Origin of the sequence: Chitinophaga sp. sic0106 (assembly GCF_019219075.1) — a bacterium.
In the GTDB taxonomy this organism is placed as follows: Bacteria; Bacteroidota; Bacteroidia; order Chitinophagales; family Chitinophagaceae; genus Chitinophaga.
The window spans coordinates 64,436-80,444 of record NZ_JAHUWJ010000024.1 but is presented as its reverse complement, the minus strand read 5'-3'; the positions used below and the strand labels follow the sequence as shown (position 1 = coordinate 80,444).

14 protein-coding genes are annotated in these 16,009 nt (G+C 47.6%); 8 read left to right on the top strand and 6 right to left on the bottom strand.

Annotated elements, in window-relative coordinates:
* Positions 1-5 precede the first annotated feature (5 nt).
* Positions 6-1,700 carry a M23 family metallopeptidase gene (locus tag KW844_RS25695; RefSeq protein ID WP_218379651.1) on the bottom strand — a complete coding sequence of 565 codons (1,695 nt, stop codon included), beginning with the start codon at positions 1,698-1,700 and terminating at the stop codon, positions 6-8.
* 466 nt (positions 1,701-2,166) lie between these two features.
* Here KW844_RS25695 and gldA point away from each other — a divergent pair, with 466 nt between their 5' ends.
* From gldA to KW844_RS25660, 7 genes are all read left to right on the top strand, one after another.
* The gene (gene gldA, locus KW844_RS25690; protein ID WP_218379650.1) at positions 2,167-3,075 is read left to right on the top strand and encodes a gliding motility-associated ABC transporter ATP-binding subunit GldA; all 909 of its coding nucleotides are present in this window, start codon (positions 2,167-2,169) and stop codon (positions 3,073-3,075) included.
* Between the two features lie 82 nt (positions 3,076-3,157).
* Positions 3,158-4,450, top strand: a complete 1,293-nt coding sequence (eno, locus tag KW844_RS25685; protein ID WP_218379649.1) for a phosphopyruvate hydratase — start codon at positions 3,158-3,160, stop codon at positions 4,448-4,450.
* A gap of 90 nt (positions 4,451-4,540) precedes the next feature.
* Positions 4,541-4,855 carry a septum formation initiator family protein gene (locus KW844_RS25680; protein WP_218379648.1) on the top strand — a complete coding sequence of 105 codons (315 nt, stop codon included), beginning with the start codon at positions 4,541-4,543 and terminating at the stop codon, positions 4,853-4,855.
* Positions 4,856-4,969: 114 nt separating this feature from the next.
* Positions 4,970-5,188 (top strand): hypothetical protein, encoded by a 219-nt coding sequence (locus tag KW844_RS25675; protein ID WP_218379647.1) that lies wholly within the window; start codon positions 4,970-4,972, stop codon positions 5,186-5,188.
* Between the two features lie 81 nt (positions 5,189-5,269).
* Entirely contained in the window at positions 5,270-5,917 is a 648-nt protein-coding gene (nth, locus tag KW844_RS25670) for an endonuclease III (RefSeq protein ID WP_218379646.1), read from the top strand.
* Between the two features lie 125 nt (positions 5,918-6,042).
* Positions 6,043-7,266 (top strand): nucleoside permease, encoded by a 1,224-nt coding sequence (locus tag KW844_RS25665; RefSeq protein WP_218379645.1) that lies wholly within the window; start codon positions 6,043-6,045, stop codon positions 7,264-7,266.
* A 4-nt stretch (positions 7,267-7,270) separates the two neighbouring features.
* Positions 7,271-8,464, top strand: a complete 1,194-nt coding sequence (locus KW844_RS25660; RefSeq protein WP_218379644.1) for a Gfo/Idh/MocA family protein — start codon at positions 7,271-7,273, stop codon at positions 8,462-8,464.
* A 66-nt stretch (positions 8,465-8,530) separates the two neighbouring features.
* Here KW844_RS25660 and KW844_RS25655 read toward each other — a convergent pair whose 3' ends face one another.
* The 3 genes from KW844_RS25655 to KW844_RS25645 all read right to left on the bottom strand — a co-directional run bounded on the left by KW844_RS25655 (position 8,531) and on the right by KW844_RS25645 (position 11,527).
* Positions 8,531-8,914 (bottom strand): hypothetical protein, encoded by a 384-nt coding sequence (locus KW844_RS25655; RefSeq protein WP_218379643.1) that lies wholly within the window; start codon positions 8,912-8,914, stop codon positions 8,531-8,533.
* Positions 8,915-8,922: 8 nt separating this feature from the next.
* A complete protein-coding gene (locus KW844_RS25650) occupies positions 8,923-9,510 on the bottom strand; it encodes a DUF6134 family protein (protein WP_218379642.1) in 588 nt (195 codons plus the stop codon).
* A 166-nt stretch (positions 9,511-9,676) separates the two neighbouring features.
* Positions 9,677-11,527, bottom strand: a complete 1,851-nt coding sequence (locus KW844_RS25645; RefSeq protein WP_218379641.1) for a 2-oxoacid:acceptor oxidoreductase subunit alpha — start codon at positions 11,525-11,527, stop codon at positions 9,677-9,679.
* A gap of 286 nt (positions 11,528-11,813) precedes the next feature.
* Here KW844_RS25645 and KW844_RS25640 point away from each other — a divergent pair, with 286 nt between their 5' ends.
* Positions 11,814-12,551: a Bax inhibitor-1/YccA family protein gene (locus tag KW844_RS25640; RefSeq protein WP_218379640.1), complete on the top strand. Its 738-nt coding sequence runs from the start codon at positions 11,814-11,816 to the stop codon at positions 12,549-12,551.
* A 718-nt stretch (positions 12,552-13,269) separates the two neighbouring features.
* On the opposite strand, the gene KW844_RS29170 is transcribed toward KW844_RS25640, so the two are convergent.
* Together KW844_RS29170 and kynU are read right to left on the bottom strand one after the other, a co-directional pair.
* Positions 13,270-14,640 (bottom strand): 2'-5' RNA ligase family protein, encoded by a 1,371-nt coding sequence (locus KW844_RS29170; protein WP_255578632.1) that lies wholly within the window; start codon positions 14,638-14,640, stop codon positions 13,270-13,272.
* 9 nt (positions 14,641-14,649) lie between these two features.
* Positions 14,650-15,918, bottom strand: a complete 1,269-nt coding sequence (kynU, locus tag KW844_RS25630; protein ID WP_218379639.1) for a kynureninase — start codon at positions 15,916-15,918, stop codon at positions 14,650-14,652.
* Between the last annotated feature and the right edge of the window lie 91 nt (positions 15,919-16,009).

Below are 16,009 nucleotides of genomic sequence, written 5' to 3'. Positions count from 1 at the left end.
TTTATTTATCTTTTAAAGGTGAGACGATAAGTGCCTTCGTTGCCGGCGATGTCCGTTACGGTCATTACCAATACGTGCGAGCCGGGGCCGCAGTTTTCGTCAAATTTATAGGTGAGTACATTTCCTTTCCTGGAAAACAGCAACCATTTACCATCCAGTTCGGCGCGGTAGCTTTTGATGCCGGAGGCATCGCTCATAGCGAAGGAAATTTTGCCGGCCTTGCTGAGAATGGCGCCGGGCTTAATTCCCAGCGGTGTTACTTTGGGTGCCACCGTATCTATTTCCAGGTGGAAGGTGCCAAAATCGCGGAAGGTACCTTTGTACCAGCCATGTTCCAGGGTGGTGGCGGATACACCGCTGCCCTCTCCTTCTCTTACCATCACCACTTTGCTTTCCAGGCCTTCCGGCACTGGTTTGGCGGCATGGAGCCGAACGCTGAAAAAGTCGTGCACCGGTATAAGCGCCGTATGCAGGCGGAAATTATTGGATATGGCTTTGGCACTGGTAGCTGCTGTTTCCGCGTATTTAAAGCAGATATCGTCGTATAGTGCCTGTTCGTCCAGGTAAAATTCTACCCTATTATTTTCAAAGATGTTATTGGAGCCTGGGTACATGGTATTGGCACAGGTAGTTTCTTCTGCGGGCGCTGCGGATTGCTGCAGGGCAAATTTCACGGTGGAAGTATTGCCGTAGGCGTCTTTTACGAGCAGTTGCATGTTATGTACGGCGCCATCGGTGAGGTCCACGGTACCGTCGCCGTTGAGGTCGCGGTAGATATCCAGTTCATTACCAGGCAGGGAAAACAGCAATTGCAGGTATGGGCCACCGCCCTTTTTCACTTTATAATCGATGTGCGCGTTGAGGTACCTGGTTTCTTCGTAACCGATATTATCCAGCTGAAAATCGATTTCTGGTTCATCGTTGTGAATCAGTGTAGCCTCGTAGATACCGTAGGTATTAGGCACGTTATTCATCCGATCAATAGCGCCTACGGCCACTCCGGCTTTGTTGGCTGCTATTTGAATAACCGGCTGGGTGGTTACGTAAGTATTGCCAACCTTTTTCACGAGCACCATTTTGGGCGATTGCTCATAGATGCTTTTTTCCCGGTCGTATATGGCGATGCGGTATACATCCGGAGCTTTGGTATCTGGTATATCAAATCCGAAGAGCAGCGGGTTTAAAGGCTTTTCGGTGGCTGTATTTCTGATTTCAAAGTGGAGATGTGGGCCTGCGCTGCCGCCGGTGTTGCCGCTATAGGCTACCAGGTCACCTTTTTTCACCGGGAATTTTCCTGGTGGAATGGTAATATCCGTTGCCCAGCTTTCCTGTTGGTACTGCTGGCGTTTAACGTATGCCTGCAATGCGGGGAAATAGCTGTTGAGATGTGCGTAAACAGTAGTGTAGCCGTTAGGGTGGGTAATGTAAAGTACATTCCCGAAACCGGTGTGCGACACGCCTATGCGACTCACATATCCTTCTGCGGCGGCGTGTACCGGCAGGTCTTCGCGTTGTTGAGTTTTGATGTCCATTCCCGAATGGAAATGGTTTGGCCGCAGCTCACCGAAGTTGCCGGCCAGTTGAATAGGGACATTCAAGGGGTTCCTGAAGTAACCCTGGGGGTAGTTTTTTTCGGTGCCGGGCGTCTGGGCATTTAACAAATACGGGAGTAAGCAAAATAATCCTATGACCTTCTTCATACCTGCAAATATAGTATTCAATGACTAGCTGAAAGTTAGTGATTTACAGGCAAAAAATTTTCGTGTATGCGTACACGTTAAACCTGGCAAGGCTGCCGGCGGTTAGCCTGGCAGCCTAAGGGATAAATACTACAGACCTGCGCATAAAGTCCTGGCTCCCCAATGGCGGAAGGAGAACGTTCAACTTCGTACAGGTAGCGTGTGAGAAAAACTACATTGGTAAATGTTTAGAGAGTTTTGTTTGTGTCCTTTTGATTACTCATTTTGTACAGGAGTTACTACAAATGCAATAGATATGCCAATCTATAAAACTATGTTAAAAATCGCATGTTTTTGGGCTGTAATCTGATGAGCAATCTATATATAACCAGGTCTTTTTCAGGGGCTACACAACAACTTTAATCGAGTATAATAAAACCTGAATGCTTTTCGTACATTAGTTGCCGCAAAGCAATAAAAAACGCTGATGTCAATAAAGGTTTCATCACTCACCAAGATTTACGGGGAACAAACAGCAGTGAATGCCATCTCTTTTGAATTAAAAAAAGGAGAGATCACCGGCTTTCTGGGTCCGAACGGTGCTGGAAAATCCACCACCATGAAAATGATCACCGGCTACCTGCCTCCCAGCAGCGGCACCGCTACGGTATGCGGTTTCGACATTGTGAAGGAGTCGCTGGAAGTACGCAAAAGAGTGGGTTACCTGCCGGAATCAAACCCTTTGTATTACGATATGTACGTAAAGGAGTTCCTGGAGTTTATGGCGGGTGTACATCAGCTGGGTAAAGCCGCATCCAAAAGGATTGCGGAGGTGATAGACCTCACGGGGTTAACGCCGGAAAGCAAAAAGAAGCTGGGCGCCTTGTCCAACGGCTATAAGCAACGTGTAGGCCTGGCCCATGCGCTGCTCCATGATCCGGAGGTGTTAATTCTCGACGAACCCACCACCGGCCTCGATCCTAACCAGCTGGCCGAGATCAGAAACCTGATAAAAACGCTGGGACAAAACAAAACAGTCGTATTATCTACCCATATTATGCAGGAAGTGGAAGCCCTGTGCGACCGCGTCATGATCATCAACAAGGGGAATATTATTGCTGATGATAAACTCGCCGTGCTGCGGCAGGCGGGTGCCGGCAATGGCTACCTGGAGGTAAGCTTCGGAGAAACAGTGACCGCAAACGAGCTGCTGGCCATACCTGGCGTAAGTCGGGCAGAAGCACAGGAGGGCGGCTACTGGCGCCTGTACAGTGCCGAGGTGGAGGTAGTCAGAAAAAACCTCTTACAATTTGCTTTGATTAATAACAGGAACATACTTTCTTTGCAGAGCAATTCACAAAGCCTGGAGACCATATTCCGGGACCTGACAAAGTGATCCCCGTTGGTTTTTGCAATGTAAGTGCTCATTATTAATAGTTTACAGTACTAGCCATATAACAATTTATAATTTTCGAACTATGAGTATTATTTCAGAAATCCATGCCAGACAAATTCTGGATAGCCGCGGTAATCCTACTATTGAAGTAGATGTAACAACTGAAGATGGTCATTTTGGCCGTGCGGCGGTACCTTCCGGGGCTTCTACAGGTAAACACGAAGCTGTTGAGCTGCGCGACAATGATAAGAGCGTTTACATGGGTAAAGGTGTACTGCAGGCGATCAACAACGTTAACGAAATTATTGCAGCTGAACTGGAAGGCTGGGACGTCACCGACCAGGCTGGTATTGATAAATTGCTGATCGAACTCGACGGCACTCCAAATAAAGCTAAACTGGGTGCAAACGCTACCCTGGCAGTGAGCATGGCAGTAGCCAAAGCAGCGGCTGAAGTATGCAACCAGCCACTGTACCGCTATCTGGGTGGTGTGAACGCTTTCACCCTGCCTGTACCTTTGATGAACATCATCAACGGTGGTGTGCACGCTGATAACAAAATCGACTTCCAGGAATTTATGATCGTGCCAGTAGGCGCTTCTACTTTCTCTGAAGGTCTGCGCTGGGGTGTGGAAGTATTCCACCACCTGAAATCCGTTCTGAAAAAGAAAGGTTACAGCACTAACGTAGGTGACGAAGGCGGTTTCGCTCCTGAAATCCAGAGCAACGAAGAGGCTATCGAAACAGTACTGGAAGCAATCAAAGCTGCCGGTTATGTACCTGGCGAACAAATCGCTATCGCACTGGACGCTGCGAGCAGCGAAATGTTCAACGATGCTGACAAAACTTACAAATTCTACAAATCTTCCCAGAAAGTTATCTCCAGCGATGAGATGGTAGCTTATTGGGCAGAGTGGTGTGCTAAATACCCTATCGTTTCTATCGAAGACGGTATGGCAGAAGACGATTGGGATGGCTGGAAAAAACTGACCCAGGCGGTTGGTGATAAAGTACAGCTGGTAGGTGACGACTTGTTCGTTACCAACGTAATCCGTCTGAAAGAAGGTATCGATAAAGGTATCGGTAACAGCATCCTGATCAAGGTAAACCAGATCGGTACCGTTACTGAAACCATCGACGCAGTAAACATGGCTCACAAAGCTGGTTACACTTCTATCATGAGCCACCGTTCCGGCGAAACCGAAGATACAACTATCGCTGACCTGGCGGTAGCACTGAACTGCGGTCAGATCAAAACCGGTTCTGCTTCCCGTACCGACCGTATGGCCAAGTACAATCAGCTGATCCGTATCGAGGAGCAACTGGACACCAATGCGATTTACCCAGGTAAATCCATCAAATTTGGTAAAAAGTAAGTGATTACTTCCAGATAATTCATTCGCGGGCAGATACTTAAATGTGGCTGCCCGCGTTTTATTTTTGAACTACAAGTTGTAATTTGCAGTATGCAGAAAATCAAATCCATAAAAGTACCTGGCCTGTTAAAGAACTTCTTCTTTATCTCAGGAGGCCTTTTCCTCTTATGGGTCGCTTTTCTGGATAAAACCAACCTGATGTACCAGTACCAGTTCTCCTCGGAGGAAAACAAGCTGGAAGCACAGAAAGAGTTCTTTATCAGCGAGATAAAGAAAACCAGGGAAGAACAGCAGGAACTGCTCTCCAGCCCCGAAAAACTGGAGAAGTTTGCCCGGGAAAAGTACTTTATGAAAAAAGACAATGAGGATCTGTTTATCCTTACCCCCACTCCGCCCGCTAAGTAGCTAAGTCCCCGTCAATTGGCCATCTCAAAAAAAAACCTTAACTTAACAATAGATTCTGCACATCTGTCGTTTATATTGCTGTTAACTATATTTCCTGTATTAAAAAAGTAATGCATGAGTAATTTTACACATTCTGTCCTTTCTAATCTGTGTCTTGTTACTGCCAGCGACCTGCAGCATCTTAGCCAGGAACAACCCAGCCTCAGTTCCGAGGTGGAAGCCAGCCTGGAACATGTGAAGGCCACACTGAACACTGTCAGCTATTCCCCCCGGATGTCGACATTACAGCAGATCTTCGACTACGCCGCCAGCACAGCCGAAAAGCAACTTTAATCGTATATTCCACAACGTTATGACACTGATTCCCTGCACCCCGCAGGTGGAATAAAAAAGCATTTTCTCTATCTTTACAGCATGACCAAAAAAGAGCGCTACGCATTTGTGCTGGACTACTTTGAAAAGCATGCGCCGAATGCAGAAACCGAACTTATTTACGACAATCCATACCAACTGCTGGTAGCCGTTATTCTCTCTGCCCAGTGTACCGACAAAAGGGTGAATATGACCACCCCTGCTATATTTGAACGGTACCCGGACGTTGAAGCGCTCAGTCATGCCACGTTCGATGACTTGTTTCCGCTCATCCGAAGCATTAGTTATCCTAACAATAAAACCAAACACCTGATTGGCATGGCCAATATGGTGAAGGACGACTTCAACGGTGAAATTCCATCTACCGTGCCGGAACTGGTAAAACTGCCGGGGGTAGGCCGTAAAACGGCTAACGTGATCACCTCTGTAGTGCACCAGCAGCCTAACATGGCCGTGGACACCCACGTATTTCGTGTAAGTGCGCGACTGGGCCTTACCACCAACGCCAAAACACCTTTACAAACCGAGCTGCAGCTGATCAAAAATATTCCAAAGGATAAGATATATATCGCCCATCACTGGCTGATCCTGCATGGCCGCTATATCTGCCTTGCCCGAAGCCCTAAGTGCGGGGAATGCGCCCTGCGCCCGGCATGCAAATACTATAAAACACTGATAAAAGCCAGCTAAAACCTTAGCAAACGCGCCACCAGCAAAACTTTTGAAACACACCCGGTTTCCGCCGGGTTATCACTTTTTTTGTTGCTCATATCCAGATTTTATTATCTTAAGCCACATTTTAAGATTAAACCGTTATGAGATTATCAACGCGATTGCAGCTTTCATTGATGATGTTCCTGGAGTTTTTCACCTGGGGCGCCTGGTTCGTAACACTGGGTACCTTCGTGCTTCACAACCTCCAAAATACAACAGACAACAATGTAGGTACTGCTTTCCTTACCCAGTCCTACGGCGCCATCATTGCCCCGTTTATTGTGGGTATCCTGGCCGACCGCTTCTTTTCCGCCCAGATTATGCTGGGAGTCATTCACCTCGCTGGAGCCGTGCTGTTATGGTTCTGCGGTAACATGACCGACTTCGGTCCTTTCTATGGCCTGATCCTGGCTTACATGATCCTCTACATGCCAACGCTGGCGCTGGTAAACTCCATTTCCTTCCGGCAGATGAACGATCCAAGTAAGGACTTTTCTGTAATCCGGGTATTTGGTACAGCAGGCTGGATCATTGCAGGCCTCATCATTGGTAAACTAGGCTGGGAACAAAGCAATACCCTGCAGCTTACCTTCAAAATGGCGGCTGTTTCCTCCCTCATTTTAGGTTTCTACAGCTTTACCTTACCGAAAACACCACCGCTGAAAAAGGGCAGTAAAATCGACGTAAAAGAGATCCTGGGACTGGATGCGATCGGGATGCTGAAAGATCCTTCCTACCGCATATTCTTTATCTCTTCCATCCTGATATGTATTCCACTGGCATTCTACTATAACTTCACCAACCCTTTCCTGAATGAGATCCACATGCAGGCGGCGGCAGCTAAGCAGTCGCTGGGCCAGGTTTCTGAAGTATTGTTCATGCTGATTATCCCCTTCCTGTTCCGCCGCCTTGGCGTGAAATGGATGCTGGGCATCGGTATGCTCGCATGGGGTATCCGCTATCTGTTGTTTGCAAACGGGGATATTGATGCCAACCTCTGGATGTTACTGGTAGGTATTCTGCTCCATGGTGTGTGCTACGATTTCTTCTTCGTTACCGGACAGATTTACACAGATCGTAAAGCAGGTGAGAAATTCAAAAGTTCCGCCCAGGGCTTTGTTACACTGGCAACTTATGGCGTAGGTATGCTGATTGGGTTCCTGCTTAGCGGCCCTATTGTGGAAAAATACAGAACAGGCCCTGATACGCACGACTGGCATGCCATCTGGCTGATTCCGGCAGGTATTGCGGTGGCAGTGCTGGTACTGTTCCTCATTGCGTTTAAAGACAAGGATAGTGATTCTTCAGCAGTTATAAACCACTAGTACTATGGCAAAGATAGCAATGCTCGGCTCGGGCTTCATCGGGCGCTTTTATGCAGATTCTCTGCAAGGTCAGCGCAGTCGCGATAAAATTGTCAGCATCTACTCCCGCAGGGAAGAGAGTGCGAAAAAATTTGCGGAAGATTATAAGGTTACCCACTGGACAACCACCATGGAAGAGGCAGTGGCTAACCCGGAAGTGGAGGTCGTTTGTATCTCCCTGCCAAACAACCTTCATGAAGCAGCGGTCGATCTTTGCTGCAAACATAAAAAAGCCGTTATCTGTACCAAGCCGCTCGGACGTACAGCCGCAGAGGCTAAACGTATGCTCGAAGCGGTTGAAAAGGCGGGCATCTTCCATGGTTACCTGGAAGACCTGGTATACACGCCCAAATTCCTGAAAGCACTGGAAAGCGTGCAGCAGGGCGCGCTCGGGCGTATTCTCTGGGCTAAATCCCGTGAAACGCATCCTGGCCCGCACAGTGAGTGGTTCTGGGATAAAGAGCAGGCAGGTGGTGGCTGTATCCTCGACCTGGGCTGCCATTGCGTGGAAATTGCCCGCAGCTTTATCGGCAAGGATATTAAGCCGGTAGAGGTGATGTGCTGGGCGGATACACAGGTAAAACCTATTGACGCCGAAGACCATGCCATTGGCCTCGTTAAATATGAAAACGGTGCTATCGGACAGTTTGAGGTAAGCTGGACCTTCCGCGGTGGTCTGGACCTCCGCGATGAAGTGATGGGCACCGAAGGAACCATCTGGCTGAACAGCTTCCTGCGTACGGGTTTCGATATGTTTACTACCGGCAAAGGGGCCGACTACGTAGCAGAAAAAGCGGAAAGCAACAGTGGCTGGCTGTTCCCCGTGGGCGATGAGCTCAACGAACTGGGTTACAACCACATGTTTACCGATATGTTTAATGCTATGGAAGATGGTAAAGCTGCCCGGGAAACCTTCTATGATGGCTATGTAGTGAATGCAATTTTAGATGCGGCCTATAAAAGTGCTGCTTCCAAACAATGGGAGCCGGTGCAACTGGAAATATGGCGCGGTAAAGAAGGGTTAACCAAAGAAAAAACGCAGCAGGACTATGATGAACAGTACTACCTGGTGAAGGAAGAAATGACGCATTTTGGTGCGAAGAAAGTGATATTGAAGGATAAAACTACTGGTCAGATTATAGAGAAAACATTGGCTTAATAGCCGGTCCACCTACGGTGGACTGAAAATCAAAAAGGGCATGGCCATAGGTCGTGCCCTTTTTGATTAATGCCGTATGAGCCCTTTCGCCTGATAAAATTCAAAGCCCTTATCCAGCATGGCTTTAATATCTCCCAAAACCTGACTTTCCGCTTTTTTAATATGAAAACAGGATTTCCCTTTCAGCAGTGGCCGCAGGGATGCAGGAGTTTCTGTAAATTCATTGGGGTGGGAATAAATCGGGAAGAAGTATAATCCCACATATTTATCGTAGGCCGCTACCCCGGCAAAATACAACTCCGGATATTTGCGCCCGGCCAGTTCCACCTCGTATGGATAATACATATCATAGCGGTTACTTTTGTCGCCGGCCCTGGGGACCAATGGTGGCACATAATTATCCAGCAACGAATGAATCGAACTATAAATCTCAGGAATAATAGTGTTCATAAAAATGCTCAGCTACTTTTGACAATAATAGCCTTACCCAGTACATGGTCTACTTCTACCTGCACCAGTGTGCCATTGTCATACTTATAGATATTTTTTTTGCCTTCAGGTAATTGCAGTTCATATTGTCCGCCTCCGAGTGGTTTCAATGGCAGAAACTGACCCAGCGTTTCTGAAAAAGTACGGTTGATATGTTTAGGTTCGCTAAAATACAGGTCTCCAACGCAATGCTGGATTTCAGTGATATTGATCACCTGCCGCTTTCCATTGACCAAAATAGAATAGCTGCTGCCCTCCCTGCGGGTGGTAGTCAGCTTATCGTCTCCGTTTTTCCCGGATTGCCTGGTTGATTTAGCCAGCGTGAGTATGTTATTATTATACTCGTTAATAATATCGCTGTTCACTTTTGAAAGCATCACCTGGATATGGGTTTTGATAACAATGCGTTTAGCATGTCCATTTTCATCCTGTCTGGCTTCGATGGTGCCTACCGGATGGTTGGCGATTCTCACTTCAAAGGTATTCGTTTGTGCCCACAGCGGGGAACATACTACAGCTAGGGTTAAAGTGCAGAGTAATACGCGTAAAGTATTCATATAATATCGCTTGATCCTTAAAATATGTCGAAGACGTAGCTGTAATACTCTTCATATTGTTAAAGTACAAAAAAAACGCCATGAATCGCGCGCATTAAAAAGGGCAAAATCTGCTTTCTGCAGACTTTGCCCAATAAATCATATTAAAGTGTTATTACTGACGCCTTTAGGCGAGCAGTTCTCTTATTTTGGTAACCAGCTCACCTTTGGTGATAGGTACACCCATGATCTTATGGTATCCTTGTGCATCGATGAGGAACTGGTCACGGATAATTTTGATCAGCTGACCATTGTTAATTTCCGGAATGAGGACCTTATCGTAGCTATGGAGGATTTCCGCCAGATTTTTCGGGAACGGACGCAGGTGGCGCAGGTGTGCGTGTGCTACTTCGTGGCCTTCTGCGAGCAGTTCCAGTACGGCGCTTTTAATGGAACCGTAGGTTGAACCCCAACCCAGCACGAGTACTTTACCTTTTTCAGGTCCGATTTCAATTTTCTGGTTCGGAATATAATCGGCGATTTTATCCACTTTTTCCTGTCTGATTTTCACCATTACCTGGTGGTTTTCAGGGTCGTAGCTGATATTACCGGTAATGTTCTGTTTTTCGAGGCCACCGATGCGGTGTTCCAGTCCTGGTGTACCTGGCAGTGCCCATGGGCGCACCAGTTTTTCATCGCGGTGGTATGGCAGGTAAGTTTCTTCTCCTTCTGCCAATTCTGTTTTGAATTTCACTGCGATTTCCGGAAGGTCAGCTGCTTTAGGGAAACGCCATGGTTCAGCACCGTTGGCGATATAACCATCGCTGAGGAAGATCACCGGAGTCATATGCTGCAGGGCGATGCGGGAGGCTTCAAACACGGCATCAAAGCAGTCGGCAGGTGTAGATGCGGAGATCACCGGCATCGGGCACTCCCCGTTACGTCCATAGTAGGCCTGTAACAGGTCGGACTGTTCTGTTTTGGTAGGCAACCCTGTGGAAGGCCCGCCTCGTTGAATATCCACGATCAGCAGCGGAATTTCCAGCATTACTGCCAGGCCCATCGCTTCACCTTTAAGGGCTACACCCGGACCGGAGGTGGTAGTTACTGCAAAATGGCCACCATAGGAAGCGCCGATAGCGGAGGTGATACCTGCGATTTCGTCTTCTGCCTGGAAGGTGCGGATATTAAAGTTTTTGAGTTTACTTAACTCATGGAGGATATCGGAAGCCGGTGTGATCGGGTATGTACCGAGGAACATCGGGAGGTTCGCTTTCTGCGCGGCAGCCACGAGGCCATATGACAGCGCAGTGTTACCGGTGATGCTGCGGTAGGTACCTGGCTCCATGCGTGCTTTTTCTACGCGGAAGCGGGTGCTGAAGGCTTCCACGGTATCGGCGAAGTTATAGCCGGCGTGGAGGACTTTCAGGTTAGACTCGAGGATTTCGGGCTTTTTACCGAATTTATCGCGGAGGAAGTTTTCGGTATTTTCCATGTCGCGGTCGTACAGCCAGTAGAGGAATCCGAGCACAAACATGTTTTTGGCGCGGTCTTTCTCTTTCATCCCCAGGGTAGATTCTTTCAGTGCTTCACGGGTCATTTTGGTGACGTCCATGGTGTGCAGCTGATAATCGGTCAGGGAGCCGTCTTCCAGCGGGTTTACCCCGTCCGGGTAGTTAGCGAGGCGGAGGTTTTTGGAATCGAATCCGTCGGTATTTGCGATGATGATACCGCCTCTTTTCAGGCCTTTCAGGTTGGCTTTAAGGGCGGCGGCGTTCATGGCTACGAGTACATCGCAGGCATCGCCGGGGGTGAATATTCTGTTAGAGGAGAAATGGAGCTGGAATCCACTCACACCTGCCAGGGTTCCTTGCGGGGCTCTGATTTCAGCAGGGAAATCGGGGAAAGTACTCAGGTCGTTACCTATCAGGGCAGTGTTATTGGAAAACTGACTACCCGTGAGCTGCATACCATCGCCACTGTCGCCTGCGAATTTTATTACTACATCCTCCAGCTGTTGAATCGAAGTATTTGGCATCTATTGATCTTTTTTAAGGTATATCTTTTATCAGGGTGTAAATTTAGGCAATCGGAAGGTAGTAAACCCACTCAAAAAATTGGCCTGGCTGCCCTGCATACACAAAAGTACACAAAGTTGGTAGACTATCATAACCCAAAGTGCTGATTGCTATTACTTCTTGTTATAGCTTATAACCAGAAGTTATTACGCCGGAAATGCTAATATTTCTGTAAAAATTATATATAGAAAAGGTATGTATCAGTGGGAATTTGTAATTTGGCGTGAATAATTTAAACTCATATCTATGGCATTATTTCAATCAAACAACCCTGTACTGAAGGAGAGCATGTTTAACAAGGCGGCTCAGCAGGGTGAGGCCATGACACTCCGTGGTACTGTTAACAAAATGTCTTTCATGCTGGTGTTGCTGATAGCGGCGGCAGTATTTTCCTGGGGTCAGTTTACGATGGGCACTGGTAATGCGTTTCCGCTAATGATTGGCGGTGCGCTGGGTGGTTTTGTGCTGGCGCTGATCATTATTTTCAAGAAAGAATGGGCTGGATATCTGGCACCTGCATATGCGCTGGCCGAGGGTTTATTCCTGGGAGCTATTTCAGCAGTATACAATGCGCAATCACATGGCATCGTCATGCAGGCAGTTGGCCTCACCTTCGGTGTATTTATCGCAATGCTGATATTGTACCGTGTAGGCCTGATCCGTGCCACTGAGCGCTTTAAATCCATTATTATTACGGCCACCCTGGGTATTGGTATTTTTTACCTGGCTGCCATTGTGCTGCGTATGTTCAACATCGATATGCCGTTAATTTTCGGCAGTGGTATGTTTGGTATTGTATTCAGTCTGATTGTGGTAGCGATAGCTGCGTTGAACCTGATTCTTGATTTTGATATGATTGAGCAGGGTGTGGCGCAGGGAGCACCTAAATATTTTGAGTGGTATGCATCTTTCGGTTTAATGGTTACCCTGGTATGGTTATACCTGGAGATCCTGCGATTACTGAGCAAGTTAAACAGACGATAAGTCGCTCCCACAAAGGAATTGCGAAGCCCGCCGGTCATCCGGCGGGTTTTTTATTTTGTTAAACTGAACTAAAAAATTTGTTAAATGGCAGGGTGTCATCATTTTATGGCATCGTGTTTGCAAAATTGGTATATAGAAAGCAATAGTACAATTATAGCCAAAGAGCAATAGTTGGTTTTCATAGGGGTTAATCATAAAGCCGGCAGTATATCTATACTACCGGCTTCTTTTTTTATTTAGGGAGATGTTTTAGTTGCGTTAGTAACGTGTAACAGGTACCTATTACCGCACTGGCAGGTATACCTTCGAACAATGGTTAGCCGAAAAGGAAATATCATTTTCACATTAGTCAGCAATCCTCACTTGTTTATTTTTTTGTACAGATAGGGGTAAAACGCCAACATGACGTCATTACTATAAAGATACATGGATGGTCGTATGAAGTTAACCGGTTCCGGCCGGGAAGTTTTTGTAGCCTATGCGTGTCTGGGTATCAGCTGGATATTGATGATGATATTGATATTCAGTTGTATGTTGTAGTGTAACCCGTCAGGCTGTAACTGCGGGTTGCGCTGCCCCCAAATATGACTTTCAATCGGGATTTAACCGGGCTGCAGGTCTGGTTAAATCCCGATTGGCTTAAGGGAATCGGGTGACCATAAAAAAGGGTCCGTACTGGTGAGTACGGACCCTTTTAATATTTGCAGGTGAGCGTTGATTAAGCGCCACCGAGTTTGCATTTCTGCAGTACTTCCCATGATTTGCCGTTGTGGCGGAGGAAGTAGAGATTATTTACTTTAAAGGTAGCCTGGTACTCTTTGTTTTCGTATTCAGGCCATGCTTTATTGAATTGATCGTCGTCCAGGTCTTTGAAGGCCACGGTAACGTGCGGAGTGAATCCGGTGCGGGCCAGCATGGTACTGAAGCCAAATTCCTTACGCAGGAAGTTGATCAGTTGACGGTGCATAGCCGACATGGTTTCGCTCTTTTCTACGTTAATGAAGAGTACACGGTTTTGTTTGTTCGGGAATGTACCGAAGCCGTTGAGTGACACTTCAAAAGGAGCCTGAGTTTTTGCGAACTCAGTCAGTTCATCGCAGAAGGCTTTTTCCAGGGCTGGATCAGCGGTGAAAGGTACCTGCAGGGTAATGTGCGGTAATACTTTCAGTGCGTACAGCGGGCCGTATTGCTCAGCGAATTCCTGTTTGATTTTTATGATTTCTTTACCTACTTCTGCAGTTGGCAGGAGAGCGATAAAGTAGATTTTATTATCTGGTTTTGGTTCTGGTCTGCGACGTTGCATGCCAGGGTTTCCGCCACGGTTGTAACCGCCGCCATAACCACCGCCACCGCCACGGTTGTAACCACCGCCGCCACCGCCGCGATCGTAACCACCGCCGCCACCGCCGCGATTGTAACCACCGCCGCCACCGCCGCGATCGTAACCACCGCCACCACCGCCGCGATTGTAACCACCACCGCCGCCGCCACGATCGTAACCACCGCCGCCACCGCCGCGATTGTAACCACCGCCACCGCCGTTGCCGCCGCCGTAACCACCACCGCCACGATTGTAGCCGCCACCACCGCCATCGCGGTTATAGCCACCACCACCGCCGCCGCGATTGTAACCGCCGCCGCCGTCACGGTTATAGCCGCCACCACCGCCTTCGCGATTGTAGCCACCACCACCTTCACGGTTGTAGCCGCCGCCACCGCCTTCGCGATTATAGCCGCCGCCACCATCACGGTTATAGCCGCCACCACCGCCTTCGCGATTGTAGCCACCACCACCATCACGGTTGTAACTGTTTCCACGGTCGTAACCGCCGCCTCCGCGGCCGTAGCCACCACCGCCTTCGCGGTTGTAACTGTCACGATTGTTGTAATCGCGCTGGCGATACCCGCCATCACGGTCTCCATTGTACGGAGGACGACTTTGGTCTCCGCTGTTGTAGTCGGGTTTTCCACCCTCCCGCTCACTGTTTAAGTTGGGTTTGAAGTCACCTCTCTCCTTATTGGGATCATTCTCTTTGTTGGTATCAGAAGAGTAGGGCCTGCGGGGGCGTTCGTTTCTCTCAAAATTCATCTTACTTAATTAAGCGTTTGAAGCAATATTTGCTATGATTTCATAAAAATGAAACACATCCTGATAAGAGTTATACATTGGAACCGGTGAAACCCTAATTACTCCGGGTTCTCGCCAGTCTACGATGATACCGGCGTCAGTCATCTGTTGATGTATCTCTTTTCCTTTATCCTTGAACAACAAAGATAGTTGTGCGCCACGTTCATTACAATTATTAGGTGTAATTATTTCGAAATTTATCCCTTTCAGTTGTTGTAGCAGGAACTCCAGATAGTTGGTCATTCCGATGCTCTTTTCTCTTAGTGCCTTTATACCGGCTTCTTCAAATAATTCCAGGGAGGCCTTTAAGCTAACCATGTTGAACACCTGAGCGGTGCTTTGTTGCCAACCTTCGGCATTGTCTTTAGGCACAAAACCTTTCTCCATTTTAAAACGTATGCGCTCTTCGTTGCCCCACCAGCCACCTAATCGGGGAAAACCGCGGTTGCCGGCGTGTTTTTCGTGTACAAATGCGCCGCCTACAGCGCCGGGACCTCCGTTTAAGTACTTATAAGAGCACCATACGGCAAAATCTACGTCCCAATCATGCAATTGTACCGGAATATTTCCTGCTACGTGTGCCAGGTCGAAACCTGCATATGCTCCAGCTTTATGCGCAGCATCCGTAATTGCCGGGATATCAAAAAATTGCCCGGTGTAATAATTTATTCCGCCAAATAAAACTAATGCTAAACTATCACTTTCTCTGTTAATAATTTCTAAAATATCTTCTGTTCGGATCAATTGTTCGCCGGGTCGGGGTGCAACCTCTATTATCGCGCTTTCTGGGTCGAATCCATGAAATTTAACCTGGGTTTCTACTGCATACTGGTCACTCGGAAATGCTCCTGCTTCCATTAACACCTTAAACCGTTGTTTGGTTGGCTTATAGAAACTTAACATCATAAAATGCAGGTTCACCGTCAGTGTATTCATCACCGTTAGCTCCTGCTGACTTGCACCCATGATGGAAGTCAATGGCTTGCTGCAATACTGCTGGTAGTATAACCAGGGATGCTTTGCGCCCCAGTAACCTTCTACCGCGCACTGCTGCCAGTCCGCCAACTCCTGCTCAATTGCTGCTTTTACATTCCTTGGCTGTAATCCCAACGAATTTCCACATAAATATATTGCGTCCTTGCCTTTGCGTTGAGGAAATAAAAACTGCTCTCTAAACTTTCTTAACGGATCCTTTTGGTCCTGCTCTTTAGCAAATGCTAATGATGCTACGTACTCCATGGTCTTCCAATCTAATACCTATAATCTTTTAATGGCTGCTCTTACCTTACCCGTCAAGTATAACTACAATTCTATATCTCAGTAAACAGGC

What these genes read in the sequence shown, in the direction of transcription:
- KW844_RS25695 (WP_218379651.1), bottom strand. Translation starts at nt 1,700, where the DNA reads ATGAAGAAGGTCATAGGATTATTTTGCTTACTCCCGTATTTGTTAAAT.
- gldA (WP_218379650.1), top strand. Translation starts at nt 2,167, where the DNA reads ATGTCAATAAAGGTTTCATCACTCACCAAGATTTACGGGGAACAAACA.
- eno (WP_218379649.1), top strand. Translation starts at nt 3,158, where the DNA reads ATGAGTATTATTTCAGAAATCCATGCCAGACAAATTCTGGATAGCCGC.
- KW844_RS25680 (WP_218379648.1), top strand. Translation starts at nt 4,541, where the DNA reads ATGCAGAAAATCAAATCCATAAAAGTACCTGGCCTGTTAAAGAACTTC.
- KW844_RS25675 (WP_218379647.1), top strand. Translation starts at nt 4,970, where the DNA reads ATGAGTAATTTTACACATTCTGTCCTTTCTAATCTGTGTCTTGTTACT.
- nth (WP_218379646.1), top strand. Translation starts at nt 5,270, where the DNA reads ATGACCAAAAAAGAGCGCTACGCATTTGTGCTGGACTACTTTGAAAAG.
- KW844_RS25665 (WP_218379645.1), top strand. Translation starts at nt 6,043, where the DNA reads ATGAGATTATCAACGCGATTGCAGCTTTCATTGATGATGTTCCTGGAG.
- KW844_RS25660 (WP_218379644.1), top strand. Translation starts at nt 7,271, where the DNA reads ATGGCAAAGATAGCAATGCTCGGCTCGGGCTTCATCGGGCGCTTTTAT.
- KW844_RS25655 (WP_218379643.1), bottom strand. Translation starts at nt 8,914, where the DNA reads ATGAACACTATTATTCCTGAGATTTATAGTTCGATTCATTCGTTGCTG.
- KW844_RS25650 (WP_218379642.1), bottom strand. Translation starts at nt 9,510, where the DNA reads ATGAATACTTTACGCGTATTACTCTGCACTTTAACCCTAGCTGTAGTA.
- KW844_RS25645 (WP_218379641.1), bottom strand. Translation starts at nt 11,527, where the DNA reads ATGCCAAATACTTCGATTCAACAGCTGGAGGATGTAGTAATAAAATTC.
- KW844_RS25640 (WP_218379640.1), top strand. Translation starts at nt 11,814, where the DNA reads ATGGCATTATTTCAATCAAACAACCCTGTACTGAAGGAGAGCATGTTT.
- KW844_RS29170 (WP_255578632.1), bottom strand. Translation starts at nt 14,640, where the DNA reads ATGAATTTTGAGAGAAACGAACGCCCCCGCAGGCCCTACTCTTCTGAT.
- kynU (WP_218379639.1), bottom strand. Translation starts at nt 15,918, where the DNA reads ATGGAGTACGTAGCATCATTAGCATTTGCTAAAGAGCAGGACCAAAAG.